This window comes from Diaphorobacter sp. JS3050, from assembly GCF_013154915.1.
Classification (GTDB): domain Bacteria; phylum Pseudomonadota; class Gammaproteobacteria; order Burkholderiales; family Burkholderiaceae_C; genus Diaphorobacter; species Diaphorobacter nitroreducens.
In genome coordinates, this window is record NZ_CP053553.1 from 588,389 (window position 1) to 613,178 (window position 24,790).

Below are 24,790 nucleotides of genomic sequence, written 5' to 3' on the forward strand. Positions count from 1 at the left end.
ACGGTGCCTCAGGCCAGGGTCAGCGTCACGTCGATGTTGCCGCGTGTGGCGTTGGAGTAGGGGCAGACCTGGTGCGCGTCGTTGACCAACTGCTGCGCCTGGGCGCGGTCCATGCCGGGCAGGTGCACCTTCAGGCGTGCGGCGATGCCGTAGGCATTGGGGATCGTGCCCAGGTCCACCTCGGCGTCGATGGCCAAGTCCTGGGGCAGGGTCAGCTTTTGCTTCGCGGCGACGGCCTTGATGGCGCCGATGAAGCAGGCCGAGTAGCCGGCGGCGAAAAGCTGCTCGGGGTTGGTGCCCGTGCCGCTGCCGCCGGGCGAGGACAGCTGGACCTGCAGCCGTCCGTCATCGCTGCGCGATGCGCCGTCGCGCCCGCCGGTGGTGTGGGCGCGGGCGGTGTAGAGAACCTTGTCGAGCGTGGTCATGGGTGCATCCTTTCAGAGTGGAACAAAGGCCCCGCCAACGGGGCATGAGGGAAAACGGTGTCAGGCCTGCGGCTGCACGAGCCGGTCGCGCAGCGCATGGAGCTGCGCGGTCAGGGCGCCAATGTCGGTGGGTGTGCACTGCGTGCGGGCCAGCACGCAGTGCGGGATGGGCTGGGCGCCATCACGCAGCGCACGCCCCTGGCCGGTGAGCGTGATGCGCACGCGGCGCTCGTCCTGCACGTCGCGCAGCCGCACCAGTAGGCCTGCGGCTTCCAGGCGCTTGAGCAGCGGCGTGAGCGTGCCCGAGTCGAGGAACAGGCGCTCGCCCAGCTCGGAGACGGTGAGCCCGTCACGCTCCCACAGCGCCAGCATCACCAGGTACTGCGGATAGGTCAGGCCCAGGGTGTCGAGCAGCGGCTTGTAGAGCTTGGTCATGGCCAACGACGCGGAATACAGCGCGAAGCACAGTTGGTTGTCCAGTAGCAGTTCGGGCGGGCTGGGTGGAGTGTAGTTCATGTCAAACGTCTCCTGCGTTTTTCTGAGCTGCCTATGCGGCAGTGAACACCGACGCGCTCGCCGCTATTGGTCTCGTGCTTTTCTGAGCTGCCTATGCGGCAGTGAACGGCAAGGGCGGCGGCGTCGGCTTGTTCGGTGAATTTCTGAGCTGCCTATGCGGCAGTGAACTTATCTGGCTCTTGCGGCCTATGTCTGCGCCTTTTCTGAGCTGCCTATGCGGCAGTGAACATCAGCTGGCAGGGCGTGCGCCGCGATGAGTCTTTCTGAGCTGCCTATGCGGCAGTGAACAAGCACAGAGCGATGAGAGGGCCGGCGAGCATGTTTCTGAGCTGCCTATGCGGCAGTGAACCCATGGATCGCAGCGGCAACGCTGGTGATCCTTTTCTGAGCTGCCTATGCGGCAGTGAACCTGCGCGCATTGTTTCTCAAGCACGAGCGGACTTTCTGAACGGATACCTGCTCTTGCGCATCGCGCTTCCTCTCGGTTGCGCGGATTCTCTATTGCCTTGGTACGGGTGGCGGGTTGCAGGTCAACTCGCCCGTAGGCACCGGCTCTGCCTTTTTCTGAGCTGCCTATGCGGCAGTGAACAATTCGCCCGATTAGCTCACGAAGGGCACGAATTTCTGAGCTGCCTATGCGGCAGTGAACAGCAGACTTCATCGAAACCATCCGCTCAGATTTTTCTGAGCTGCCTATGCGGCAGTGAACCAGACCCCATTGGCGACATGCTCGACGCCGTGTTTCTGAGCTGCCTATGCGGCAGTGAACGGGATGAGTCTCTTTCAGCGCGGCTTCATCGATTTCTGAGCTGCCTATGCGGCAGTGAACCGTCGCTCATCAGGCGGACTCGCGGCAGTTCATTTCTGAGCTGCCTATGCGGCAGTGAACTTTACAGAGGCCCCAGCGCCGCGCCGGTTTGATTTCTGAGCTGCCTATGCGGCAGTGAACGTGGAAGCCGCTGTCGCCGCCGCGCAGCTCAATTTCTGAGCTGCCTATGCGGCAGTGAACCGAGGCGTCGTTCATCCGTAGCGGGTTTAAAGTTTCTGAGCTGCCTATGCGGCAGTGAACCAGCCATGTTGGCCCCCTGTGGTGGTCGAGGTTTTCTGAGCTGCCTATGCGGCAGTGAACCGCTTCGCGCAGACAAACGATTTGATGACGCATTTCTGAGCTGCCTATGCGGCAGTGAACAGGCCTATCGCTTACTCGTTCCTGTGTGGGCTTTTCTGAGCTGCCTATGCGGCAGTGAACTCTGGCACTTGCCCGTGTGGGGTGGTGGTCATTTTCTGAGCTGCCTATGCGGCAGTGAACGCTTGCAGGGCGCGGCGCTTCCACTGCTTTGCTTTCTGAGCTGCCTATGCGGCAGTGAACTCGACGTGGACAATCTGGCTGGGGCGCTCAGGTTTCTGAGCTGCCTATGCGGCAGTGAACAGCAGCGGCACGAAGCTGGTGGCGCGCGTTTTTTTCTGAGCTGCCTATGCGGCAGTGAACGTCAAGCACTGAATACAGCGCCTCCAGCGCGTTTTCTGAGCTGCCTATGCGGCAGTGAACGCAAACATTGGATCGTTGCGCAGCTTCCGCTTTTTCTGAGCTGCCTATGCGGCAGTGAACCAAGCCATGCCGGTAACGCTCCGCGTGCCCCGTTTCTGAGCTGCCTATGCGGCAGTGAACCATGGGGTGTCCTTGATGATTTCAACGTGGCATTTCTGAGCTGCCTATGCGGCAGTGAACGCGACCGATGAGGTAAGCCGCATCGGCATGCATTTCTGAGCTGCCTATGCGGCAGTGAACAGCCAGCACGGCGCTTTTCAGGTCGCGCCGAATTTCTGAGCTGCCTATGCGGCAGTGAACGCACTGGCTGAACTGCTAGGGCCACTCGGCAATTTCTGAGCTGCCTATGCGGCAGTGAACATCATGTCGTCCTTGCTGGCGTACTGGCTCATTTTCTGAGCTGCCTATGCGGCAGTGAACTGTAGACGCTCGGTTCTATGCAAAAAGACGGCTTTCTGAGCTGCCTATGCGGCAGTGAACTACGCCACCGCCCATCGCATCCGCACGGGAAATTTCTGAGCTGCCTATGCGGCAGTGAACAACTCATGGTCAATTTGCAGGCCATTAATGTTTTTCTGAGCTGCCTATGCGGCAGTGAACCGTCACCGGGCTCAGGATCGGGCTGCGGCTGTTTTCTGAGCTGCCTATGCGGCAGTGAACAGCTTGAGGTGCTGCTAGACACCCCGCACGCATTTCTGAGCTGCCTATGCGGCAGTGAACATCTGGAAATTGGAAACCGTCTGCCTTGTAGTTTTCTGAGCTGCCTATGCGGCAGTGAACGGCACTAAATACCCGTTCCAGGCGGGCTACAATTTCTGAGCTGCCTATGCGGCAGTGAACACTTCTCAGTCTTGGTTTTCTACGCCTATGGCTTTCTGAGCTGCCTATGCGGCAGTGAACGTATTCGACGTCTGTTCCAGCTGGGATGGATTTTTCTGAGCTGCCTATGCGGCAGTGAACCGACAGGCTCAGGGAAAAGGACTTCAACGGGTTTTCTGAGCTGCCTATGCGGCAGTGAACGCGGAGCGCAGCGCGAAGCGCGAGCACCGAACTTTCTGAGCTGCCTATGCGGCAGTGAACGGCATGTCTACTACGCTCGATTGGCTCAAATCTTTCTGAGCTGCCTATGCGGCAGTGAACCCTATGAAACGAAACAAGACACGTGCCCCGCATTTCTGAGCTGCCTATGCGGCAGTGAACGCACACGCCACCACCAAAAAGGTTTTCCGGGTTTTCTGAGCTGCCTATGCGGCAGTGAACTAATGAATGGCTGCTCAACGGGCAGGCGCGTTTTTCTGAGCTGCCTATGCGGCAGTGAACCATGCCGGATACGCCCAGCTCGCCAACCCAGCTTTCTGAGCTGCCTATGCGGCAGTGAACACGCCGGGCGGTTGCCTCCCCGCACCCCCGCCGTTTCTGAGCTGCCTATGCGGCAGTGAACTGGACCGCTCCGGCCTATGACGGCTTGCGCGTTTTCTGAGCTGCCTATGCGGCAGTGAACTCTACTTACATCCGGGTGTGAGGACTGCGGCTTTTCTGAGCTGCCTATGCGGCAGTGAACGCCAGTATGCGCCCAATCATGGGCTGCACCAGTTTCTGAGCTGCCTATGCGGCAGTGAACAAGAGCTGGCCTCCGCGTGCCAATGGCTCCAATTTCTGAGCTGCCTATGCGGCAGTGAACCTTGAGCACTCATGGCATGCAGCTTACGGTGTTTTCTGAGCTGCCTATGCGGCAGTGAACGTTGGGGCCCTGCGTGATGATGTACACATCCATTTCTGAGCTGCCTATGCGGCAGTGAACGGCGTCTAAGACGGTTCCTGTGTCGATTCAGATTTCTGAGCTGCCTATGCGGCAGTGAACTGGTGGGGCGGCATGTGCATCTGCGCGATTTATTTCTGAGCTGCCTATGCGGCAGTGAACACGACTTCGACCGCGATGCGCTGACCTGGCAATTTCTGAGCTGCCTATGCGGCAGTGAACCACCATGCCGGGCGTGCTGCGGGCGTGCAGGATTTCTGAGCTGCCTATGCGGCAGTGAACGACTCCACTTTGGAGGCGTACTTCATGAGGTATTTCTGAGCTGCCTATGCGGCAGTGAACAAGACGATTCGAGCCACAGCTTTGACGCGAAATTTCTGAGCTGCCTATGCGGCAGTGAACTGGACCCTATCCCACCCAACGTTCTGTTTTTAAAGAACATTCCCCCATAAAGCCAGAACACCCCAATTCCTAGGGTGCTCCGTAAGTGCTTGATTCACAAGGCCCTGCCATGGCCCCTGAAAAAAGGGTCAAACAGGCTCAAAACCAAGGCACGGTCGCGTCATGCCCCAAGCCATAGGCGTTGAAGGCCCCGGCCACAGGCAGCGGTTGCAGTGGGCCATGCTCCACGCACAAGCAAAACGACTGACCAGTGCTGCTGCTGCGCAGTTGCACAAACGGCAAGTCAGGTCGGCGCTCTACCGTGTCGGGGATAGCAGCTGCGGCCTGCTCGGCGGTTTCGCCCTTGCGCTGCATGCGGCGGCGGCGTAGGCGGTCTGCGTTGGTCTTGAACTGGCGGCGTCGCACGGTGCGGTGCTGTGCGTTGGCGGGCACTGGCAGCAGCTCGCCCACCTGCGTGTGGTCGCGCATGCCCTTGAGCCAGTCTTCCTCCATCAGGCGCTGCAGCGCCTCGGGCGTGCCGTGCAGGCGCAGCACCGCGCCCAGGGTGCGCTTTGTCAGCGGCTGGCTCACGTGCTGCGGGTAGCTCACGCCAATGTCGGTGGTATGCCCCTGCACCAGGGCACGGTGCAGCTTGGCTACCAGCGCGCCCAGCAGGTGCGCGTGGCTGAACTCCGGGTCGGGCAGCAGGGTGATGTTGATGTAGTGCGTGGTCATGGCGCCTCGCCCATCAGCTGGCGTCGCCAAATACGCCGCCACGGATCAGCACTGCCATCACAAAGTGCTGCTGCTCTACGGGCGGCACCTGGTCTTTCAACAGCCAGTTGTCCAGCAGGGTGTAGAAGTCCAGCTTTTGCTTGGGCTGGCGGTAGGCCTTGCCTTGGGTGGTCACGGAGCCGTAGGGCTCCACCGCGATGGGGCCCAGTTCTTCAGCGCCTTCATACCAGGTATCGATGGTGCGGATGGCGTTGCCGATCTTTTGCGAGTGGATGGCGGCCACGCCGTCCACGTGGTACAGCGTCTTGCTCTTGCCAGCACTGTCCTTGTCCAGAATCAGCTCTTGCGATGGGAACACCTCTTGCCCCGCACCCTGGCGCACAAAGGCCGTGATACGCAGCAGCACATGCTGTGATCCGGCCAGCCCGGCAGCCATCGCCTGGCCTAGCTCGTCGAGGCCTTTTGCTTCTGTATTGATAGCGCCTACCGCCCGTGTATTAAGCGCCAGGGCATCAAAAGACCATATCTGCGCAGCCTGCCCGTTCTGCATCTGCTCCACCGTCACTTCGACTTGCTCGGCCCCGGCGCGGTTGCGCCACAAGAAGCGGCCATTGGCCAGGTTGGCCGCGTAGCGCCGGGCCAGCTCGCCAAAGCCGTGCTGCTGCACATAGCCCTGCACCGTAGCCAGCAGCTTGGCTTGGTAGGCCGCGCTGTTGCACGCCGATGGCGTGCCCGCGCCTCCCAGCACGCGCAGCGTGAATTGCACCTTGAGCGTGTCAGCCTCAGCGGGCAGGGCGGCCACGTCCACGGTTTGCAGGTTGGGGTTCTCGATGGCGGCGTCCAGCTTGGCGGGATCTTGGTCCTTGGCCTTGAGGCGGTTGCTGATGGTGCCGCGCACAGACTTTTCACGGACAGTGACGGGCTGCCACGCGTGCGACTGTGCGCGGTCGTCCCAGCGGCCTGCATGGAACACGGCGTCGGATGGGTCCAGCTTGCGTTCAAAGGCCAGGACGGATGCGGTAGTGAGTTTGTCGGTCATGGTGTCAATCTTTCAAAAATAGGGGTGTTGGATGCGAAGGGGTGGGCACGCGGGGCTCAGGTGTATGCATAGGCCTCGTCGTCGTCCCATTCGTCTAGCGTTTCGGTGTTTGAGTTGCTGTTAGCGTCTTCCGACTGGGCGGGTTGGTAGCCATTGCGGCAGCGGTACAAGCCCTGTGCTTCGTTGGCTTCGGCATGCCACAGCAACTGGGCCAGATGCGTCAGGCGGTGCGGGCTGATCCACTCGCCCAGGGCGTAGACCGATTCCACAAACCGCATGGGCACGCTGGCATCGCGTGCATTGCGCACGGTGCCGGGGGCATGGCTGGGCGTGAGCGCCGCATAGCCCACGGGGATGGGCACGACCCAGCCACTGCCTTTGCGGCGCTGCGGGTCCTCCCACTTCACCTGCCCATCGGGTGCTGAGGCTTCGCCGTCAGGTACGACCGGCGCGTAGTTGAAGCGGGCCGCATGCAGCCAGGCGTCCAGCAGCGTGGCGTCGGGCTGGGCGGTGCGCAGCGCTTGCAGGTACTGGGCCAACAGGTCATCCCGCCCCACCAGGGCAAAGCCCGGCAGCCACTGCCGCCGCCATTGGCGGAACTCCTTCTCTGCCGCCACAGGGTCTTCAGGCACAACGGCCATCCAGGGCCGCACGCGCTTGCCTGGCACCGGGCGCGATGGCAGCACGCTGCCCCCCGCCACGCGCATGCCGGCCAGGATGTGGCCCGCTTGCGCAGCCCATTCGTCCAGCTGTGCCTGGTTGCTTTGCACCAGCGCTGCCGGGGTGCCGGGCGCGCGCTTTTCTGACACGGCCAGCACCAGCGTGATCTGCAGGTGCATGCGGCCTTCTTCCACGATGGCGGCGGTGCTGCCGTCTTTGTCCACCGGGTTGCGCGTGAGGTTGAAGTTGCGCACATAGCCCTGCGTGACCTGCTCCTGATGGTGGTGGCACACCACGCCCACGCCGTGCAGTTGTAGCGGCACACCGGCCTCGGCCAGCTTGCGCTCCAGCGCCCACATCACGCCGGTAAAGGCAGTGATAGACGGGAAGCCATGCGTGAGCGGGCTGCCAATGGCGTTGGCGTTTTGAATGCGCAGGTGGGGCAGTACGAGGATGGCTTGGGGTTGCTTCATGGCATGACCTCCGTCGCTGTGCGGTCAAGCCGCTGGCGCAGTGTGCGCAGTTGCTGCTGAAAACCGTCCTCGTCGGTCAGCAACTCCTTCTGCCATGCACGGGCTTCCGCATCGCCCAAGGGCAGCTTGCCGCGCAGCTGCGCGTTGAGCCAGTTGGCAAAGCGCTGACCCACGACGGCAGGCCAGTCCATCTGCAGCCACTCGCGGGCAAAGTCGGCTTCATCGGGTTTTTCGGCACGCAACGGGTCCAGCCACAGTTGCTCGCTGCGGTGCAGATCCGCAAAGCGCTCGTCATCCCAGCTCCAGCCCGGTGGCAGCATCTGTTGCAACTCGGCGGCCAGCGACACCAGCTCGTCCACCAGCGCGTCGAGCAGTTCCTCGCGCCGATCACGGGTGGCCAGATTGGCGTCGGGGTTGGACTCCAAAAACACCCGCAGCGCCCGCACCGTGCGGCGCACCTCGGGCCGGGCGATGAACAGGCGGTCAAACACCGAAGTCGCATGCACCGGCAGCCGCACTGCGCTGGCTTGCCACTGCGGCGGCAGCGATGACAGCAGGTAGTTCTTACCTCCACGCGCAACGTTGAGCAGCCCTAGATTCTGTTTGTTTGACCCCCCCATGTTTTGTACGGCTAGGTCGGGGTAGTCATGGAATACGCCGTCATGCATCTTGCGCTCGCGCCGCGCCTGGCGGGCGGCCTTGTTGGCCTCGCCAAAGCGGTCTTCCTGTACCTGGGCATGCACCGCATGCGCCAGCGATGTGGCGTACAGCGGGGCCAGCAGGGTGTAGTGGGCGTCGTCGCAGGCGTCAGTGCCGGTGAACCAGTAGAGCTGCTTGGCCAGCGTGTGGCTGCTGGGGCCTTCAGCGCGGGGCTGGGTGAGCGATACAAAAGCATCGCGCAGCTTCTCGGCCTGGGCCGGGTCGGCATGCAGCGCTGCCAATGCGTCGGCATCGTGCGCCAACAGGGCGGTGAGCAGGCTGCGGCCGTTCACCTCCAGCTTGAGCAGCTTGTACACATCCAGCGCCGCAGCGTTACCCACCACATCGCCTACAAAGCGCTCACCCAATGCGTGGCTGCCCAGCTCGGCCAGCGGCGGCAGGGTGCGGGGTTCCACGTACAGGTTGGTGCCCCGCGCATCGGGGTGGATGGGTTTGAGGGAATGGGTTACGGCCTGGATTTGTTCCACGCGCTTGGCAGCGCTGGCCAGCCACACATCATGGGCGAACGAAGCAATCACCTCATCGCGTTGGGGATCGTCAGGCTTGAGCTTGTCGAGCTTGGCTTGCAATCGTTCTTGCAAGAAGGCACTGATGGCCGCTCGGTAGCCCGCCTTGCCACCTGTTGCAGGGGCTTCAGACATGGGAATACCTTTCCAAAAGGGTTGGAAGCTAGAATTCCCCGGTCAGCACAAAACCAACCGGGGATGTGGAAACGGCTAGGTAGCCGACAAAACCCTCCTGAGGGCGTGAAAGCTATCCACTGTGACCTCACTTTCTTGTTGGTGCCGAGAAGCACGTTGTTGATAAAACCCGAATGCAGGTTCCAGCTGCATTCGGGTTTTTATTATGCTCAAAAATTCATACCAGTCAATGACCAGCTGAAAAATTAAAGATGTAGCCTGAAATTTTTGCAGTCGATGAAGATGTACCATCCCCTCACTGTCGACTAGACAGCTCAGAAAAGTCACTGACCTGCTGACATTCACTGCCGCATAGGCAGCTCAGGCTTTCTTGCTAAAGCCCAAACGCTCATCCCATCGCCAGCCTGCCTGCGATTCAGGCAGGCTGGCGGTGGCATAGCGTTCAGCACATCGCTCCAGCGACAAGCCCCGCGCCTGTGCCAGTGCGGCCAATTCCTCCATCAAACCCAACTTCGGCCAGGGCGACACGCTGGCTGATGCCAGTTGCGCTGCGGGCACCGGGTGGCACAAGCTTTGGTGGATGGGTACAAAGAGCTTTTCGTAGCGCCGCTCTCCGTCTTGCACGCGGTGCAGCAACAGCGTTTCTTCCTCTTCGTCTGGCAGCAGGGCCACGTCGTCGCGTTTTTGATCGTCCTGGCGGAACCGCTGGAACTGCGGCAGCAGGCCGGTAAGCCACAGGGACCGGGGCGCGTCGGGCTGGGGCTCGTGCCATTGCAGGCAGGCCGCATGCGTGGGCGTTGCGGTGCCTTGTGGCTTAGGTAGCAGGCTGTCGTGCATGCGGGCGTGCTCCAGGTCGATCCAGCGGCGGCTGGGCAGAAGCTTGTCGGCCGGCAGGTCAATGCGCGGTTGTGCGTCTACTGCCCATGCGGCGGATTGGCCCATCTCGCGTGCCAGCAGATCATGCAAATAGTGTGACTTGAGCTGGAACGGCGCATGCGCTGTCTCGAACCCCGGCTTTTCATACGCAGGCTTGTCGGGCTTGTTGTAATGCCGCAGATTGCTGTCCAGCACCACCATGTTCACCCCGACCACGGCCTCAGGCCGGTGCCGCCGCACGCGCCCGGCCAGCTGGATGAGCGAGCGCATGGACGAGGGCTCGACCACGGCCCAGTCGTAGTCGTGGTCGCGGCCCACTTCGGTCACGGGGCTGCCCAGCACGATGAACAGGTGGTGGGGCTCGGGGTGGGCGTCTATGAGGGCGCGCAGGGCGGGGCGGTGCAGCGCGGGGTCGTGCCCGTCTTTGGCTCCGCGTCGGTTGAGCAGGGCGTCCAACTGCTGCTCGATGGCCGAGCGCAGCAGCAGCGGGAACTGCGAGTGGTACACGCACAGGTGAATGCGGACCTGGCCTTGCAACTCGGACGGCAGAGCATCGGCTGCGTACATCGCCAGCGCCACGTCGTACAGCGGGGCAATGTTGGCCATGCGGATGAGGCCCAGGCTCACGCGCTTTCCGCTGGCATCGGTGCTGTGGTTGTGGGGCTGCTGGTGCAGTTGCCAAGCCTGTTCCAGCACCAGGCGGGCAAAGTCTTTGCGGCGTTCGGCTTCTTGCATGCCGTGCCAGGTGTCGGGCAGGGGCGCAATCTGCGCCAGCCGCCGCACCTCGGCCTGCTTGAGCTTGGCAACGCGCTTGCGCACGTACTGGGTGTGCGCTTCGCGGAAGGCGGGCCCATCCGCGCAGTCCTGCGTGGTCTGGTGGAACTCGTCGATCCACAGGCAGCAGATGTTCACAGGCTCGCTGGGCCGTTCGCTGCGGTGGCGCTGGTACACGGCGCGCCCGGCACGGTAGGCCAGGAACAGCCCTTCCACCAGCGCGGGCGGCAGTGTGGCCGATGACAGCAGCACGCGGCAGCCCAGCAGGCCCGCCCAGTGCACCAGACGGGTGAGAGCGGGCAGGTCGGCCATGTCAAAGTCGTCGGGCTCGTCCAGCACCAGGTCGCTGGTCAGCAGGCGCAGCATGGGCGCAATCTGGCGGCCGCCGCGCAGGCTTTCGGTGGCGGGGGTAAGGTGGTCTACGGTGCAGACCAGCAGGGGCGCGGCAATGAGGGCGTGGGCTTTGGCGTCGTCGGTCAGGCGCTGCAGCAGCGGGTGCTGGTCGTTGCCCTCGTAGAGCACCGTGCCCGCTTCGTCCAGCAGCGCTTGGCTGGATGCGGAGCCGGTGGCTTCGGCCTGCTGTTCCCAGTATTCAAACAGAGCCCGGCTGGCGGCACCGCCGACCTGGATGGCCAGTTGCTCGTCGCTCAGCTGCAGGTCGTTCTGGAACACGCGCCCGGTTTGCAGCGTGAGCGTGCGCAGTCCCATGGCAAAGGCGCAACGCAGGCCGGTGGCGGGGTCGGCCAGCGCGTTCATCACGCGAGCGTTGCCCAGCGTCTTGCCACAGCCCGTGGAAGCCATGTTGACGATGAACGCGCCTTGCGGCACTGCGCGGGCGCGCACGCTGGCGGCCAGGTCGGCGGCCTTGTCTTGCCAGGCAAAACGCGGGTCGGCGCTGCGTTTTTTGAGGGGTTTGTGGTTCTTGAGTGCAGGCAGGCTGTGCGTGAGGCTGGGCAGGGAGCGTGCCACTAGCGTGGCATGGGCTTGCACACCCAGCAGGTGTTCGTCCAGCGTTTGATTAAAAATTGGGCTCTGGCGCTTATCCATCAAGCGTGAGCAGCTATTGTTTTGATAGTGATTGCTGCGGGTGTTGGCGTAGAGCGGGTAGCCTTGGCTGAGGTACGGGGCGCGTGCGGCGGCGCTGGTGAGGCTGGAATAGTGGTGGTCCGCCAGCATGAGGCACAGGCGCGCAATATGCATGGCAAACGGGTCGTGCACTACCGTGCCTTGTCCGGCGGTTTGTGACAGCTCCAGCAGCTTGCGTGCGTAGCGGGCGGCTTGTTTGCGCCAGGCGGGTTTGGTGACGGGCAGGCCGTGCGGAAAGTGCCAGTGGGCACGCACAGTGGAGGGCTCTGCGTGCTCGCGTGGTTCGTTCCAGTCGGCGCTGATGCGCAGCAGCACGTCGTCCAAATCGCCGGTGTTGATGAAGCCGGGGCGCGCACCGAAACGGCGGTGTGTGCGCCTGCCGTCTTCCATGTCCTCTGCGTCCACGCCTTGTGCCTGCTCCACAGGCAGGCAGGGCAGGCGATGGTGACTGAACACCAGCCACGCCACCGCCTGGGCCAGCGGCGGCAGGCGGGCAAATGGCAAATGTTGCTTGGCCTGGGGCTCGTCCAGCCCATCGCGCAACAGCCGCCCGCCCGCATGGTCCAGCCACGCTGCCTCCAGTGCCTGCGCATCGGTGTCTGCGTCGGCATAGGCCGCCAGCCGTTGTAGCCAGCCAGCGTCATCGTCCTGGCCCACGAAGGCCTGGAACAGCCGCACCGACACCCATTCATGCCGGTAGTGGTTGCGCTCGCGCAGACCGGGGTTTTTGAGCTTATCCTGAAACGCCTGCGTGGCCTTGCCAAGGTCGTGCAGCAGGGCAGCCAGCGCGGCCAGGGCGGTCATCTGGGGCAGGTGGTGCCAGGCGTTTTCATCGCCTGCGCGCAGCACGTTGCTGGCCGTGGTGTTGGTGGGCACCGCACCCTGGTCGTTGAATTGGCTGGCGTCGCCCACCACCCATAGCAACTCGCTGTGGTCACGCCCACGAATCCAATGGCAGGCCACTGCGGTGTTCTTGCGTGCGGTCTGGCGCAGCAGCTTGCGCACGGTGTCCAGCCCGGCTTGGGTGATGGGCGTTTGCCAGGTACGCTCGCCGCGCCGCTCCGCAAACTGATCGAGGATGCGGCGGGTTTCAGTCAATGCACGCTTGGTGCATTGCGCGACGAAGAGCACGTTCATGCATTTGGCTCCCGGACAGGAGGGGGCGCGTCGGCCAGCCGCGACGTCGTGCTGGCGATGTGTTTGAGTGTGTCGATGATGAAATCCAATGATTCGCTGCGCGTCAACGCCTCTATGCATTGGCGGCGGAACTGCTGTTCATCATCGCCCCGCATCGCCGACAGAAAGGCTTGCGGCAGGATGGCTGCATCCTTGATCAAGTCTGCTGCGTCGAATACCAGACCACCCCGTCGCGTCTTGCCGTGCAATACCGCCAGCCCGTGCGGCAGGCCCAACACCCAGGTCGCGGTAGCGCCCAGGCCATAGGCCAGATAGTTGCCATGGTCAAGGAAGCGGTTCGCAGCGTCGGTACCCGTTCCGCGTTTGGCCCGCGTGAATTCCCCGTAGCCCACGGCTTCCACGGCCAGCCTGAAGAGGGCCTTGGTCAAGCGTGCCTCGTCAGTCAGCAGCGCTGTCACATCAGGGGCGTTGCTGATCAGTGGTGTGAACTGCTGCACCAGGCTCTGCAAACGACCCAGATCGATGGAAAAACCGGCTTCACGCAAAGAGCGGCTGTTCCATTCGGCCGCCAGCCGCTGCAGTCGCCAGGTCTGCAACTGCTTCGCGGCGTGCAGGCGCAGTTCCTCATCGAACCAGAACTTCACCCAGTACTGCAGGTATTCGGTGGGCCGGTACTCACTCTGCGGTGTGAGCCAAGCGACTTCTACGTCGACTTCATTGGCTGCGAAAAGCGGCGTACCGCCACCACCGCAGAAGCCCACCAGTATGCCTGCCTTCGCCAGTTCTCGCATGGCGGCCTGCGTGATCGAGGTGCCCGTCCCCAGCAAGATGCTCGTGGTGTTGGCAATGGGAATGTTCCAGTACAGGCTTCGCTTGCCCGCGTCGGTCACGTACTCGACGCGGCCGCCATTGACGAGCACCCGGCAGTGCTCCAGATAGTAGATGTTGGCCCTCTGGGAATGCAGTATGGCCTTGAGGTCACCGGCAGCAATGTCTTCCATCAGGAGACAGTGTGCCCGCGCGCCTTGCTTGGCGCTTACGTCACCGCGCCCCGTGCATCCACGCGGATGACGCGCTCCACTACGCCGTGCGCCAGGCCGCCGCGCACGCCAATCAGGTAGTCGTGCAGGTTCACCGTGGGGTCACAGTGGCCGGGTACCAGCCACAGCATGCGGCCCAGGGCCGGCAGGCGCGCCTTGGGGCCAGCTGCGTGCAGGACGCCGTGTTCGTCGCCGCCGTTGGCGTAGCGCAGGTCGCGTTCCGGCGGCAGGCCCCAGACCAGGGGCAGGCCGGAGTCGATGGCGTGGCTCTTGTGCCCTGCGTCGCACACCACGTGCGTGGGTCGCGCAGAGATCACCTGCGTCTTCACGAACAGCGCATGCTCGAAGGCGGGCTGGGCGCTTTCGCGTTCATTGGCAGCGTAGTCCGCGTCCATGAAGAGGAACGAGCCGGCCTGCAGTTCGCCATACACCCCGCTGGCGGCCTCGTGCACCAGCGTGCCGGTGCCGGAGCCCGTGACCAGCGGCACGGGCAGGCCCGCGGCCTCGATCAGCGCGCGGGTATCGGCGGCGGCCTGCACTGCGTGGGCGATGGCCGCGCGCCGCTCGGCCGCGCTGCGCAGGTGCTGTGCGCTGCCGTGGTAAGCCTGCAGGCCCGCGAAATGCAGGCGCGGCTGGGCTGCCACGGCCTGGGCCAGGGCGAGCGCCGCCGGGCCGGGCGGCACGCCGCAGCGGCCCTGGCCGACGTCGATCTCCACGAACACGTCGATGCCGGCGTCGCTGCCCGCCACGCGCATGGCCTCGGACAGGCGGGTGATGCCCTCTTCGCTGTCTACCGCGATGCCCAGCCGCCCGCCGCGTGCGGCCAGTTGCGCGGCCAGGCGTGCCGCGCGCAATAGTTTGGCTCCCCCCAGTACCTCGTTGCTGATGTACAGGTCGGCCACGCCGCCGGCGGCGAGCGCCTCGGCTTCGGACACCTTCTGCACGCAGTGGCCGCGCGCGCCGGCCTTTTCCAGCTGCAGGGCGATCTCGGCGCTCTTGTGCATCTTGGCGTGGGGGCGCCAGCGCACCTGGTGCTTGTGCGCGAATTCGGCCATGCGCTGGATGTTGCGCTCCATGGCATCCAGGTCGACGACGAGTGCTGGCGTGTCGATCAGGTCCACGCGCAGCCCGACGGTGGCGCGCAGGTGTTCGGGCGGATGCTCAGGAGTGGATCTCATCGCGGCTCGCGTTCTCCAGGTGTTGCGTGTCGGCCCAGCCCACCAGGGTGAGGCCGTTGCCCTCGGTCCACAGCAGCCGGTTGATGGCGGCGTTGGTCAGCTGCCAGGTGCGTGGGGCCTGCAGGTCCAGCCGCGTGGCCAGGCGGTAGAGCACGTCCATCACCCCGCCATGGGCCACCAGCACGATCTGCTCGCCGGCATGGCGCGCGGCAATGCCGTCCACCGTGACAGCAATGCGCTCGCGCAGCATGTCCAGCGACTCGCCGCCGCCGTCGGGCACGAAGTGGGGATCGCGCTTGCGCCAGCGCAGGGCCTGCTCGGGGGATTCGGTCTCGATCTGCTGGAAGGTGCGCCCCTGGAAGCTGCCAAAGCTGCGCTCGCGCAGGCCGGGCACGGGCGTGAGGGGCGCGCCCGTGGTGCGTGCCACGGCTTCGGCCGTGGCGTAGGCGCGCTGCAGGTCGCTGCTGTAGATGGCGGCCACCGCTTCGTCGGCCAGCGCCTGCCCCACCTGCCGGGCCTGCCACAGGCCGGTGTCGTTGAGCGGTATGTCCAGATGGCCCTGGATGCGGGTGTCCACATTCCAGGCGGTTTCGCCGTGGCGGATGGCGATGATGCGGGTGGCGTGCATGGAAAAGAGCGCAGGCGTGGGGTCAGAGCAGGGAACTGGCGTTGTCGAGCACGAAGTCGCAGGCCTTTTCCTTCAGGTCGCCCTTGAGGCGGTTCAGGTTGAACTGCTTGCCGTTGGAACCGCTGACCATGCCCGACAGGCCGCTCAGGTAGCCCTCGTCGCGGGGCTCGGGCTGGGCCGCGCCCAGGCCCATCTTGCCCAGCAGCTGCTGTTTGACCAGTGCGGCCTTGTCGGCATTCAGATAGTTGTTCTTCATGCAGTAGGTGATCACCCCGGCAGCGTTGCTGGGGGTGGCCGATCCACTCAAACCCATGGCAGACAGGGCCGACGGCGCAGCGCCCCCACCCAACATGCCGCCGAGCGTGGAGGGGCTGGCACCCCCGCCGGTCGCGCCGCGCAGGGTGTCGCCCAGGCCGGATGCCTGGGCGACCAGGCTCGCGGTGCCCAGGCAGGCGCACAGAACAAGGTGTCGGATGGAGCTTCGCATGGCGGGTCCTTTCAGGTCGCGGGGGAGTCAGCGTTGTGGCGTGATTTCTGTGCGGACCTTGCGCTGGCCCGCTGGGGGGCGCGGGAAGCCGGTGAGCGCCTGGTCGAACAGCACGCCGTAGATGGCGGGATCATCCGTCCACACGTCCTCGTACACGGCCGAGGTTTCGTACACCACCTGCTGCGAAGCGGCGTCGCGCAGCATCAGACTGACCTTGCGGTGGTAGAGGGTGGGCGGGCCGTCCATCATCCAGCCCATGCCGCCAAAACCCCAGCCACCGCCGTAGCCCAGGCCCCAGCCGAAGCGGCCGTAGAACGGATCGGGCGCATAGGGCCAGTAGCGCGGTGTGGCGTAGCCGCCCTCGGCACCGATCTGTGCAACCAGCCGTGGCTGGGTGTCGTCGCGGCGCAGGCCCACGCGCGCAAGCGCCTGTTCGGCCAGGGCCTCGATGGGTGCAAACGCTGCGGCCTGCGCCTGCTGCGAGGGCAGCCGCTCGAAGCGGTAGGTGGGTGGGCTGGGCAGGGCGCTGAGGGTGGAGAAGCTGCTGACGTCGCTCTCCACCAGGCGCGGACCGGCGCAGCCGGCCAGCAGCGCGGCCGCGGCGCACAGCGCGAGGGCAGGAATGTGGCGCAGGAAGGCCATGGCGGTATCTCCCCGGGGCATCAGGCCCCGCGCCTGTGATGGTACGGCGTTGCGCGGCGCTGCGTTCAGCCCAGTTGCACCACCTGCAGGCCGGGCAGCGCGGGTGCGACCGGAAATTCCTCGTGATCGAACGCCATGTCGCCATTCGGGTCGGCAATGCCAGTGGCTTTGGCGTTCTTGAAGTCGTGCAGGTGGGGGTCCATCAGGTGCGTGGTCACCACGTGGCCCATGGCGCGCAACATGCTCTCGATGCGGCCCGGGAACTTCTTGTCCCATTCGCGCAGCATTTCGTTGACGGCCACGCGCTGCAGGCCGTCCTGGCTGCCGCACAGGTTGCAGGGAATGATGGGGAACTGCTGGTACTGCGCCCAGCGCGCCGTGTCCTTTTCGGGCACGTAGCACAGCGGGCGAATCACCACATGCTTGCCGTCGTCGCTGACCAGCTTCGGCGGCATGCCCTTCATGCGGCCGCCGTAGAACATGTTGAGCATCAGCGTGGCGACGATGTCGTCGCGGTGGTGGCCCAGCGCCAGCTTGGTGCAGCCCAGGTCGTCCGCCACCTTGTAGAGGATGGCGCGGCGCAGGCGCGAGCACAGGCTGCAGGTGGTCTTGCCCTCGGGCACCACACGCTTGACGACGCTGTAGGTGTCCTGGTTCTCGATGTGGTACTGCACGCCGATGCTCTTGAAATAGTCCGGCAGCACATGCTCGGGGAAGCCGGGCTGCTTCTGGTCCAGGTTCACGGCCACGATGTCGAACTTCACCGGTGCGCGCTTTTGCAGCTTGCGCAGGATGTCCAGCAGCGTGTAGCTGTCCTTGCCGCCGGACATGCACACCATGATCTTGTCGCCTTCCTCGATCATGTTGAAGTCGGTGATGGCACGGCCCACCTCGCGGCACAGGCGCTTTTCCAGCTTGTGGGACTCGCGCTGGATCTTGCGTGTGTCGGCCGCATCGGGCGCGGCATCTTCGCCGGCCCAGTCGGCGGCGGTGGGAAGGGTGTTGTTGGCGGTGTTCATGGGTTTACCACTGTCCTGTCTCGACGCGAATGGCGACTTCGCAGTCATCAAAAATTTCCAGTTTGGCGATCTTCACGCGCACGCCCAGCACGCCGGGCAGCTGCATCAGCCGGTTGGCCAGCTTGCCGATCAGGCTCTCCAGCAGGTTCACATGCTCGGCCGTGCACTCGTCGATGATGATCTGGCGCACCTTGCGGTAGTCCAGCACGTGCTGGATGTCGTCGTCGCGCGGCGCCAGGGGCTGGGTGCCCAGGTTCAGCTCGGCGTCCACCTGGATGGGCTGGGGCGCGTTTTTTTCGTGCGCGAGGATGCCCAGGTTCGCGTCGAAGCGCAAACCGGTGAGCGTGAGGATCTGGGTGCCGGCGGCGGTGTGCATGGCGGGGCGTGCGGGGTTCACATCAGGGAGAAGTCGCGCTCGAAGCGCATCAGGTGCTGGCCGCCGTCCACCAGCAGCGTGGTGCCGGTGAGCGAGCGATTGTCCAGCGCGAAACGCACGGCGGCGGCCACGTCTTCTGGCGTGGACGAGCGGCCCAGCGGGCTCAGTGCGTGCATGCGCTCAAAGCGCTCGCCCGTCAGCAGATGGCTGGTGAGGGTGAGCCCCGGCGCCACGCCCACCACGCGCACGCGCGGCGCGAGCGCCATGGCCAGCATGGTGCCGGCGGCTTCCAGCGCGGCCTTGGAGAGGGTGTAGCTCAGGAAGTCCGGGTTCTGGTTCCACAGCTTCTGGTCCAGCAGGTTCACCACCGCGCCTTGCACGTCGGCTTCGCCCTCGGCGGCGCGCTGCTCCAGATGGGCATGCAGCGCCTGCGCCAGCAGCACCGGTGCGCCGGTGTTGCTGCGCAGGTGCTGCTCCAGCAGCGCGTAGCTGAAGCTGGCGGCCGTGTCGTGTTCGAACAGCGAGGCGCTGTTGACCACCGCATCCACCGCACCGAAGTGCGCCACCACGCGCGGCAACAGGGCGCGCACGGCCGCTTCATCGGCAAAATCAGCATCAAAATGGGCACTAGAGCCCGACAGTTCTGCGCAAGCAGCTACTGTTTCAAGAGCGTCCTGTTGCGAAGACCGGTAATGCACGGCCACCTGCCAGCCCCCGGCCGCCAGCGCCAGCGCAATGCTGCGGCCCAGGCGCCGGGCGGCGCCTGTCACCAGCACGGTGCGGGGGCGGGCAGGAGAGGTCATTGGGGGACAATCGGACGCGTGACGAGCAAACCCACAATTTTACCGAGCGCCCTGCAGACCCATGTCGCCAAGGCCATTGCCGAGGCGGGAGGCTGGATCGGCTTCGACCGGTTCATGGCGCTGGCGTTGTACACGCCGGGCCTGGGCTATTACGCGGGCGACCTGCCAAAGTTCGGCGCCATGCCCGCCAGCGGCAGCGACTTCGTGACCGCGCCCGAGCTGTCCCCCGTCTTCGGCCGCGTGCTGGCCCGCCAGGTGCGCGAGGCACTGGACGCCACCGCCACCGACGAGGTCTGGGAGTTTGGCGCCGGCAGCGGCGCGCTGGCCGCGCAGCTGCTGGGCGCGTTGGGCGACCGCGTGCGGCGCTACACCATCGTGGACCTGTCGGGCAGCCTGCGCGCACGCCAGCAGGCCACGCTGGCGGCCTGGGGCGACCGCGTGCACTGGGTCGACCGCCTGCCCGATCAGATGCAGGGCGTGGTGGTGGGCAATGAGGTGCTGGACGCCATGCCCGTTCAACTGCTGCAGCGCCGCGCGGGCCTGTGGCACGAACGCGGCGTGGCCCTGGACGAGTCGGGCAACGGCTTTGTGTGGCAAGACCGCCCCACCCCGCTGCGCCCGCCGGTGGAGATCGACGGCCCGCACGACTACCTCACCGAGATCCACCCCCAGGGCGAGGCCTTCATGCGCACGCTGGCCCAGCACCTCGTGCGGGGCGCGGCCTTCCTGATCGACTACGGCTTTGGCGAGGACGAGTACTACCACCCCCAGCGGCACATGGGCACGCTGGTGTGCCACCGCGGGCACCAGGTGGATTCCGACCCGCTGGCGGACGTAGGCCTCAAGGACATCACCGCGCACGTCAACTTCACCGCGATGGCCCTGGCCGCGCAGGACGCGGGGCTGCAGGTGCTGGGCTACACGACGCAGGCGCACTTTCTCATCAACTGCGGTCTGCTATCCGAACTGGAGCGGCTGACGCAGGCCCAGCGCGCCCAAGCGGCCAAGTTGATGATGGAGCACGAGATGGGCGAGCTGTTCAAGGTGCTGGCCGTGGGCGCAGGCGCGCCGTGGCGGCCCCTGGGCTTTGCGCAGGGTGACCGGAGCCACCGGCTCTGAGGGTTCTACAGGGGCTGTCACGATGTCCGCTTTACCCCACGATCCGAGGGCAGCCTGGTCTTCGTGCTGGTGCATTCCGTGCTGTGGCCGCTGGCGCTCAACACCTACGCAGGCTTTCAAGGCGTGCCCGAGACGCTGCGCATGGCGGGGCGCAACTACGGCTTGTAGGGGCTGCGCTACGTGTTGCAACTGCTGGTGACCGCGGCGCTGCCGTTCATCCTGTCGGGGTTGAAGATCGGCTGGGCTTTCGCCTGGCGCACGCTGGTCGCGGCGGAACTGGTGTTCGGCGCGTCTTCGGGGCAGGGCGGCCTGGGCTGGTACATCTTCCAGAACCGCAATGAGCTCTACACAGACAAGGTCTTCGCGGGCCTCGCCATGGTGATCGCCATCGGCCTGGCGGTGGAGAACCTGGGATTTCACACGCTGGAGCGCCTGACGGTGCGGCGCTGGGGCGTGCAGCGCTAGGGCCTGTGAACACTATGGAAGGGGATCGCATTGCCTCGCAAAGAAGGTGGATGCCAGGCGCTTGCGCGCCGCAAGGCTCGTGCCTTGCCAGCGCGGGCAACGCCGCAGACGGCCCCTTTGCGAGGCAACCCGAAGGGAAGCTCATGACAGCCCCCTCGGTGTTGCGTTCCTTGTGCGTGCGGGCGCACGCACTGCGTCACGCGCCTTGATGGGCAGGCTGTCATGAGCTTCGCGACTCCTTCCATCACAGGCCCTAGCGGCACGCCACGCGGGCTGCAGGCGCCTACACTCGGCCCATGCTGCGCTGGCTTCTCGTCGTTTTCCTCGCCCTGGTGCTCATCAACGGGCTCACCCCCTGGCTGCGCCGCCTGGGGCTGGGCCGGCTGCCGGGGGATTTTCAGTTCCGCCTCTTCGGGCGCGACTGGTTCATTCCGCTGGCCAGCACCGTGCTGCTGAGCTTCCTGCTCAGCCTAGTGTAGTGTTGCATTCTGTTTGGAACTTAATCGGCTATTGGCGCGGATGACCTTTTGCAGGATGTCGCGAGCGTTCTTGGTCCAGATGAACGGCTTGGGGTTGGTGTTGTGATGCGCGATGTACTCATCGATGGCCGAGACGAGTTCGGGCACGCTGGTGAACACCCCGCGGCGTAGCCGGTTCTCGGAGATGTCGCGAAAGAAGCGCTCGACCATGTTCAGCCACGATGCCGAGGTCGGCGTGAAGTGCATGTTGAATCTGGGGTGCTTGGCCAGCCACTCCTGCACAGCTGGATGCTTGTGCGTGGCGTAGTTGTCGGCGATCAGATGCAGCGTCTTGTCCTTGGGCGTCTCCCGATTGATTTGACGCAGGAACTTCAGCCACTCGATGTGGGTGTGGCGCTGCTGGCACTGGCCGATGACCTGACCGTTGAGCACGTTGAGCGCAGCGAACAAGGTGGTTGTGCCGTTGCGCTTGTAGTCGTGCGTCATGGTGGCCGCGCGCCCCTTCTTGAGCGGCAGCCCGGGCTGCGTTCGGTCCAGCGCCTGCACCTGGCTCTTTTCGTCGCAGCACAGCACCAGCGCATGCTCGGGCGGCGACATGTAAAGCCCCACGATGTCTTCGAGCTTTTGCACGAACTGCGGATCGCGCGAGACCTTGAAGCCGCGCACGATGTGAGGCTTGAGACCGTGGGCCTGCCAATGGCGCATCACGGTGCTGGCGCTGACGCCCAACTCAGCGGCCATCGTGCGCGTGCTCCAGTGCGTGGCCGCCTCGGGCTTGGTCTGTGTGGTTAGCTTCACAAGCTTGGCCACATCCACCTTCACCGGCGGTGCGCCGCGCGGCAAGTCGCGCTCGATACCTTGCAGCCCCAATTGCAGGTAGCGTTCACGCCAGCGCGCCACCTGCACGCGCCCAATGCCAAGCTGCTCGGCAATATCCTTGTTTTGCAGCCCCTGCGCGGCCAGCAGCACGATCTGGGCGCGCTGGGCCAATCTGACGCTGGTGCGCTTGGAGCGCGCCAGCCGGCTCAGCTCGCTTTCCTCTTCATCCGTCAACACAATCGTCGGGGCAACTCGCAATTTTTCACTCCAATGCAAACCGTAGTAGAGCATTGGAGCGTGGTTGCTCAATTAAGTTTCATTAAGAATCAAACACTACACTAGCGGTCAAATGGTTGTGAGCGTTTTATGGCGCTAACCCTCGCTGGACAAGCGCGGGTAGCTATCAATTGAGATAAACGTTTTTGCCCTACAGCCGAGGCGGCCGCGGTTGCGCCATGATGGGCCCCATGCCGCAGCAACCTCATACCTCCCAGTCGCCGGGCCTGCATGCCGGCGTGGACATTGGCGGCACCAAGGTGGCCGTGTGCCTGGCGGACCCTGCCAACGGCAGCGGGCCGCCGGTGTTGCTCACGCGCGTGGCGGAGCCCACCGCCAAGACCGGTGCGCCGGATGCGCTGGCCCAGCAGGTGCTGCGGCTGCTGGATGCCGCCTGCACGCAGCAGGGCATCAAGCGTTCGGACTTGGCGGGTGTGGGCGTGGCGTCCTGCGGGCCGTTCGTGCGGAGTGCGGGCATGGTCGAAGTGGTCAACCCGAACATCTGCGGAGGGCTCGCCGGTGCGCCGCGCGGCCTGGGCAACGACTGGACCCGGGTGCCGCTGCAGGCGCCGTTGGCGCAGGCGCTGCGCGCAGACCGCGTGCATGTTGCCAACGATGCCGTCGCCGCGCTGCAGGCCGAGCGGCTGTGGGGAGCACTGCGGGGGGAGGACGATTGCGCCTATGTGACCTGGAGCACCGGCATCGGCGTCGGCCTGTGCGTGGACGGCTGCGTGCTGCGTGGCAAGAACGGCAACGCGGGCCATGCCGGCCACAGCTACGTGGGCGACCCCTACGCGGGCAGCGACGTGGCGCTGTGCGGCTGCGGCAACCAGGGCGATGTGGAGTCGCTCGTCGCGGGCAGTGCGCTGCCGCGCCGACTGGGCCGGGAGGCGCCTGCGCTGATGGCGGCGGCGGACGCGGGTGACGCGGCCGCGCTGGCCGAAGTGCAGGCGCTGTGCGTGCTGATGGGACGGCTGCTGTACAACCTGGTGGCCACGCTGGACCTGCGGCGCATCAGCCTGGGCGGTGCCGTGTTCCTGCACCACCAGGCGCTGCTGCTGCCGCTGCTGCGTGCGCAACTGGCGCGCTACTTCCCCGCGCTGACCGCCGGGGTAGAGCTGGAGCCTGCGGGGCTGGGCGGCCAGGTGGGCGACTACGCGGCGTTAGCTCTGCTGCAGCAGCCGGGCTGAACTCCACAGCTGCAGCCTTGACCGGCTGGGGCGTGGAGGGGCCGCTGCGCGCAGGACGCGTGCACCCAGACAACCCTCAAGAGGCTGCCACGGCCCCTGCCGGCGCGGTGACCGGCGGCGCAGCCTCGTCGCGCAGCGCCTGCAGGAAGCTGTTGCGCCACCAGTGCACGTCCTGGCGCTGGATGCGTTCCATGAGCCGTTCATGGCGCCACTGGCGCTCGGACAGCGGCATGCGCAGCGCGGTCTGGATCGCGTCGGCCATGCCCTGGGTGTCGTAGGGGTTGACCAGCAAGGCCTCCTTGAGCTGCTCGGCCGCGCCGGCAAAGCGCGACAGCACCAGCACGCCCGGGTCCTCGGGCTCTTGCGCCACCACGTATTCCTTGGCCACCAGGTTCATGCCGTCGCGCAGCGGCGTGACCAGCCCCACGCGTGCCGCGCGGCACAGGCCGGGCACGCGCTTGCGGGCGACGGTGCGGTGGATGTAGCGCAGCGGCATCCAGTCCAGATCGCCATAGTCGCCGTTGATGGCGCCGCACAGGCCCTCCAGCTCCTGGCGCAGGTCGGCATAGGCGTGCACGTCGTCGCGCGAGGGCGAGGCGATCATCACCAGTGTGGCGCTGTGCTCGTTCTCGGGGTAGCGTTCCAGCAGCTGGCGGAAGGCGCGCACGCGGTGCGGGATGCCCTTGGAGTAGTCCAGCCGGTCAATGCCCAGCAACAGTTGGCGGCGTGAATACTCCGCGCGCAGGGCTTCGCAGGTCTGCACCGCATCGGGTGCGCGGCCCAGGCGCTGGAACTCCTGCACATCGATGCCGATGGGGAAGGCCGCCACGCGCACGGTGGCGTTGAAGGCGCGCAGGCGCTGCCCGTCCAGCTCTTGCGCATGGGCTTCGTTGACCATGTAGCGTGTGAAGTGGACGACGTCGGCCTCGCTTTGCAGGCCCACCAGGTCGTAGGCAAAGAACGAACGCATCAGCCACTCGTGTTGCGGCAGCGCTGCGAGGATGAGCGGCGGCGGAACGGGCACATGCAGGAAAAATCCGATGCGCTGGCGGCAACCCAGCGCACGCAGTTCCGCCGCCAGCGGAATCAGGTGGTAGTCGTGTACCCAGATCACGTCGTCCTCGCGCAGCAGCGGCAGCAGCTTGCGCGCGAACATCTGGTTCACGCGGCGGTAGCCCTCGCTGTAACTGGCGCTGAAGTCTGCCAGGTCCAGCCGGTAGTGCAGCACCGGCCACAGCACGCTGTTGGCGTAGCCCTGGTAATAGGCCGCGTGGTCCGCCTGGCACAGGTCCACGGTGGCCAGGGTCACGTTGCCGGCTTGGTGTGTTTGCAACGCACCTTCGCCGGGCGTGCCGTCCCGGGTGACGGTGCCGCTCCAACCGAACCACAGGCCGCCCGTGCGTGCCAGCGCGTCGCCCAGGGCCACGGCCAGGCCGCCGGCAGCGCTCTTGCGCGGGTCGGCCAGGCGGTTGGAGATGACGACGAGTCGGCTCATGCA

The 24,790-nt window shown here is 65.1% G+C and carries 20 protein-coding genes, 1 pseudogene and 2 CRISPR repeat arrays; of the genes and pseudogenes, 4 read left to right on the forward strand and 17 right to left on the reverse strand.

Going from position 1 to position 24,790, the window contains the following annotated elements; translation table 11 throughout:
* Window positions 1-8 precede the first annotated feature (8 nt).
* The 15 genes from HND92_RS02845 to HND92_RS02915 all read right to left on the reverse strand — a co-directional run bounded on the left by HND92_RS02845 (window position 9) and on the right by HND92_RS02915 (window position 18,944).
* On the reverse strand, window positions 9-425 hold the full coding sequence (locus tag HND92_RS02845; RefSeq protein ID WP_011803942.1) for an organic hydroperoxide resistance protein: 417 nt from the start codon (window positions 423-425) through the stop codon (window positions 9-11).
* A 60-nt stretch (window positions 426-485) separates the two neighbouring features.
* The gene (locus HND92_RS02850) at window positions 486-941 is read right to left on the reverse strand and encodes a MarR family winged helix-turn-helix transcriptional regulator (RefSeq protein ID WP_172205718.1); all 456 of its coding nucleotides are present in this window, start codon (window positions 939-941) and stop codon (window positions 486-488) included.
* Window positions 942-960: 19 nt separating this feature from the next.
* Window positions 961-1,350: direct repeats of the CRISPR family, unit length 28 nt; unit sequence TTTCTGAGCTGCCTATGCGGCAGTGAAC.
* 152 nt (window positions 1,351-1,502) lie between these two features.
* Window positions 1,503-4,651: direct repeats of the CRISPR family, unit length 28 nt; unit sequence TTTCTGAGCTGCCTATGCGGCAGTGAAC.
* 138 nt (window positions 4,652-4,789) lie between these two features.
* Window positions 4,790-5,365, reverse strand: coding sequence for a type I-F CRISPR-associated endoribonuclease Cas6/Csy4 (gene cas6f, locus HND92_RS02855; protein WP_011803944.1), 576 nt, complete (start codon window positions 5,363-5,365; stop codon window positions 4,790-4,792).
* Between the two features lie 13 nt (window positions 5,366-5,378).
* Window positions 5,379-6,404, reverse strand: a complete 1,026-nt coding sequence (gene csy3 / locus HND92_RS02860; protein WP_011803945.1) for a type I-F CRISPR-associated protein Csy3 — start codon at window positions 6,402-6,404, stop codon at window positions 5,379-5,381.
* 56 nt (window positions 6,405-6,460) lie between these two features.
* On the reverse strand, window positions 6,461-7,537 hold the full coding sequence (gene csy2 / locus HND92_RS02865) for a type I-F CRISPR-associated protein Csy2 (RefSeq protein WP_172205720.1): 1,077 nt from the start codon (window positions 7,535-7,537) through the stop codon (window positions 6,461-6,463).
* Complete coding sequence (csy1, locus tag HND92_RS02870) at window positions 7,534-8,898, reverse strand: type I-F CRISPR-associated protein Csy1 (protein WP_172205722.1); 1,365 nt, start codon at window positions 8,896-8,898, stop codon at window positions 7,534-7,536. Before csy1 ends, csy2 begins: the two co-directional genes overlap by 4 nt.
* 360 nt (window positions 8,899-9,258) lie before the next feature.
* Window positions 9,259-12,771: a type I-F CRISPR-associated helicase Cas3f gene (gene cas3f / locus HND92_RS02875; RefSeq protein WP_172205724.1), complete on the reverse strand. Its 3,513-nt coding sequence runs from the start codon at window positions 12,769-12,771 to the stop codon at window positions 9,259-9,261.
* Window positions 12,768-13,772, reverse strand: a complete 1,005-nt coding sequence (gene cas1f, locus HND92_RS02880) for a type I-F CRISPR-associated endonuclease Cas1f (RefSeq protein WP_172205726.1) — start codon at window positions 13,770-13,772, stop codon at window positions 12,768-12,770. The genes cas3f and cas1f overlap by 4 nt, the downstream gene beginning before the upstream one ends.
* A 35-nt stretch (window positions 13,773-13,807) precedes the next feature.
* Window positions 13,808-14,989, reverse strand: a complete 1,182-nt coding sequence (locus HND92_RS02885) for a DSD1 family PLP-dependent enzyme (protein WP_172205728.1) — start codon at window positions 14,987-14,989, stop codon at window positions 13,808-13,810.
* Window positions 14,973-15,617: a histidine phosphatase family protein gene (locus HND92_RS02890; RefSeq protein WP_011803951.1), complete on the reverse strand. Its 645-nt coding sequence runs from the start codon at window positions 15,615-15,617 to the stop codon at window positions 14,973-14,975. The genes HND92_RS02885 and HND92_RS02890 overlap by 17 nt, the downstream gene beginning before the upstream one ends.
* A 22-nt stretch (window positions 15,618-15,639) precedes the next feature.
* Window positions 15,640-16,104 (reverse strand): DUF2501 domain-containing protein, encoded by a 465-nt coding sequence (locus HND92_RS02895; protein ID WP_011803952.1) that lies wholly within the window; start codon window positions 16,102-16,104, stop codon window positions 15,640-15,642.
* 27 nt (window positions 16,105-16,131) lie between these two features.
* The gene (locus HND92_RS02900) at window positions 16,132-16,746 is read right to left on the reverse strand and encodes a DUF4136 domain-containing protein (RefSeq protein WP_041835861.1); all 615 of its coding nucleotides are present in this window, start codon (window positions 16,744-16,746) and stop codon (window positions 16,132-16,134) included.
* A 65-nt stretch (window positions 16,747-16,811) separates the two neighbouring features.
* Window positions 16,812-17,765 carry a tRNA 2-thiocytidine(32) synthetase TtcA gene (gene ttcA, locus HND92_RS02905; RefSeq protein ID WP_047350059.1) on the reverse strand — a complete coding sequence of 318 codons (954 nt, stop codon included), beginning with the start codon at window positions 17,763-17,765 and terminating at the stop codon, window positions 16,812-16,814.
* Between the two features lie 4 nt (window positions 17,766-17,769).
* Window positions 17,770-18,141 carry a dihydroneopterin aldolase gene (locus HND92_RS02910; protein WP_011803955.1) on the reverse strand — a complete coding sequence of 124 codons (372 nt, stop codon included), beginning with the start codon at window positions 18,139-18,141 and terminating at the stop codon, window positions 17,770-17,772.
* 17 nt (window positions 18,142-18,158) lie between these two features.
* Entirely contained in the window at window positions 18,159-18,944 is a 786-nt protein-coding gene (locus HND92_RS02915) for an SDR family oxidoreductase (protein WP_172205730.1), read from the reverse strand.
* An 18-nt stretch (window positions 18,945-18,962) separates the two neighbouring features.
* Between HND92_RS02915 and HND92_RS02920 the strand changes: the two genes are divergently transcribed.
* The 3 genes and pseudogenes from HND92_RS02920 (at window position 18,963) to HND92_RS02930 (ending at window position 21,007) form a co-directional block, all read left to right on the forward strand.
* Window positions 18,963-20,063, forward strand: a complete 1,101-nt coding sequence (locus HND92_RS02920; RefSeq protein ID WP_371814844.1) for a class I SAM-dependent methyltransferase — start codon at window positions 18,963-18,965, stop codon at window positions 20,061-20,063.
* 45 nt (window positions 20,064-20,108) lie between these two features.
* A pseudogene (locus HND92_RS02925) lies at window positions 20,109-20,528 on the forward strand (ABC transporter permease); the annotation flags it as partial.
* 296 nt (window positions 20,529-20,824) lie between these two features.
* On the forward strand, window positions 20,825-21,007 hold the full coding sequence (locus tag HND92_RS02930) for a DUF2905 family protein (RefSeq protein WP_172205732.1): 183 nt from the start codon (window positions 20,825-20,827) through the stop codon (window positions 21,005-21,007).
* Here HND92_RS02930 and HND92_RS02935 read toward each other — a convergent pair.
* Entirely contained in the window at window positions 20,999-22,117 is a 1,119-nt protein-coding gene (locus HND92_RS02935) for an IS630 family transposase (protein WP_231403305.1), read from the reverse strand. The genes HND92_RS02930 and HND92_RS02935 overlap by 9 nt on opposite strands.
* A 164-nt stretch (window positions 22,118-22,281) precedes the next feature.
* On the opposite strand from HND92_RS02935, the gene HND92_RS02940 reads away from it, so the two are divergent.
* Complete coding sequence (locus tag HND92_RS02940) at window positions 22,282-23,292, forward strand: ROK family protein (protein ID WP_172205734.1); 1,011 nt, start codon at window positions 22,282-22,284, stop codon at window positions 23,290-23,292.
* 76 nt (window positions 23,293-23,368) lie between these two features.
* Here the strand turns inward: HND92_RS02940 and otsA are convergent, their stop codons facing one another.
* Entirely contained in the window at window positions 23,369-24,787 is a 1,419-nt protein-coding gene (otsA, locus tag HND92_RS02945; protein ID WP_172205736.1) for an alpha,alpha-trehalose-phosphate synthase (UDP-forming), read from the reverse strand.
* Window positions 24,788-24,790: the final 3 nt, after the last annotated feature.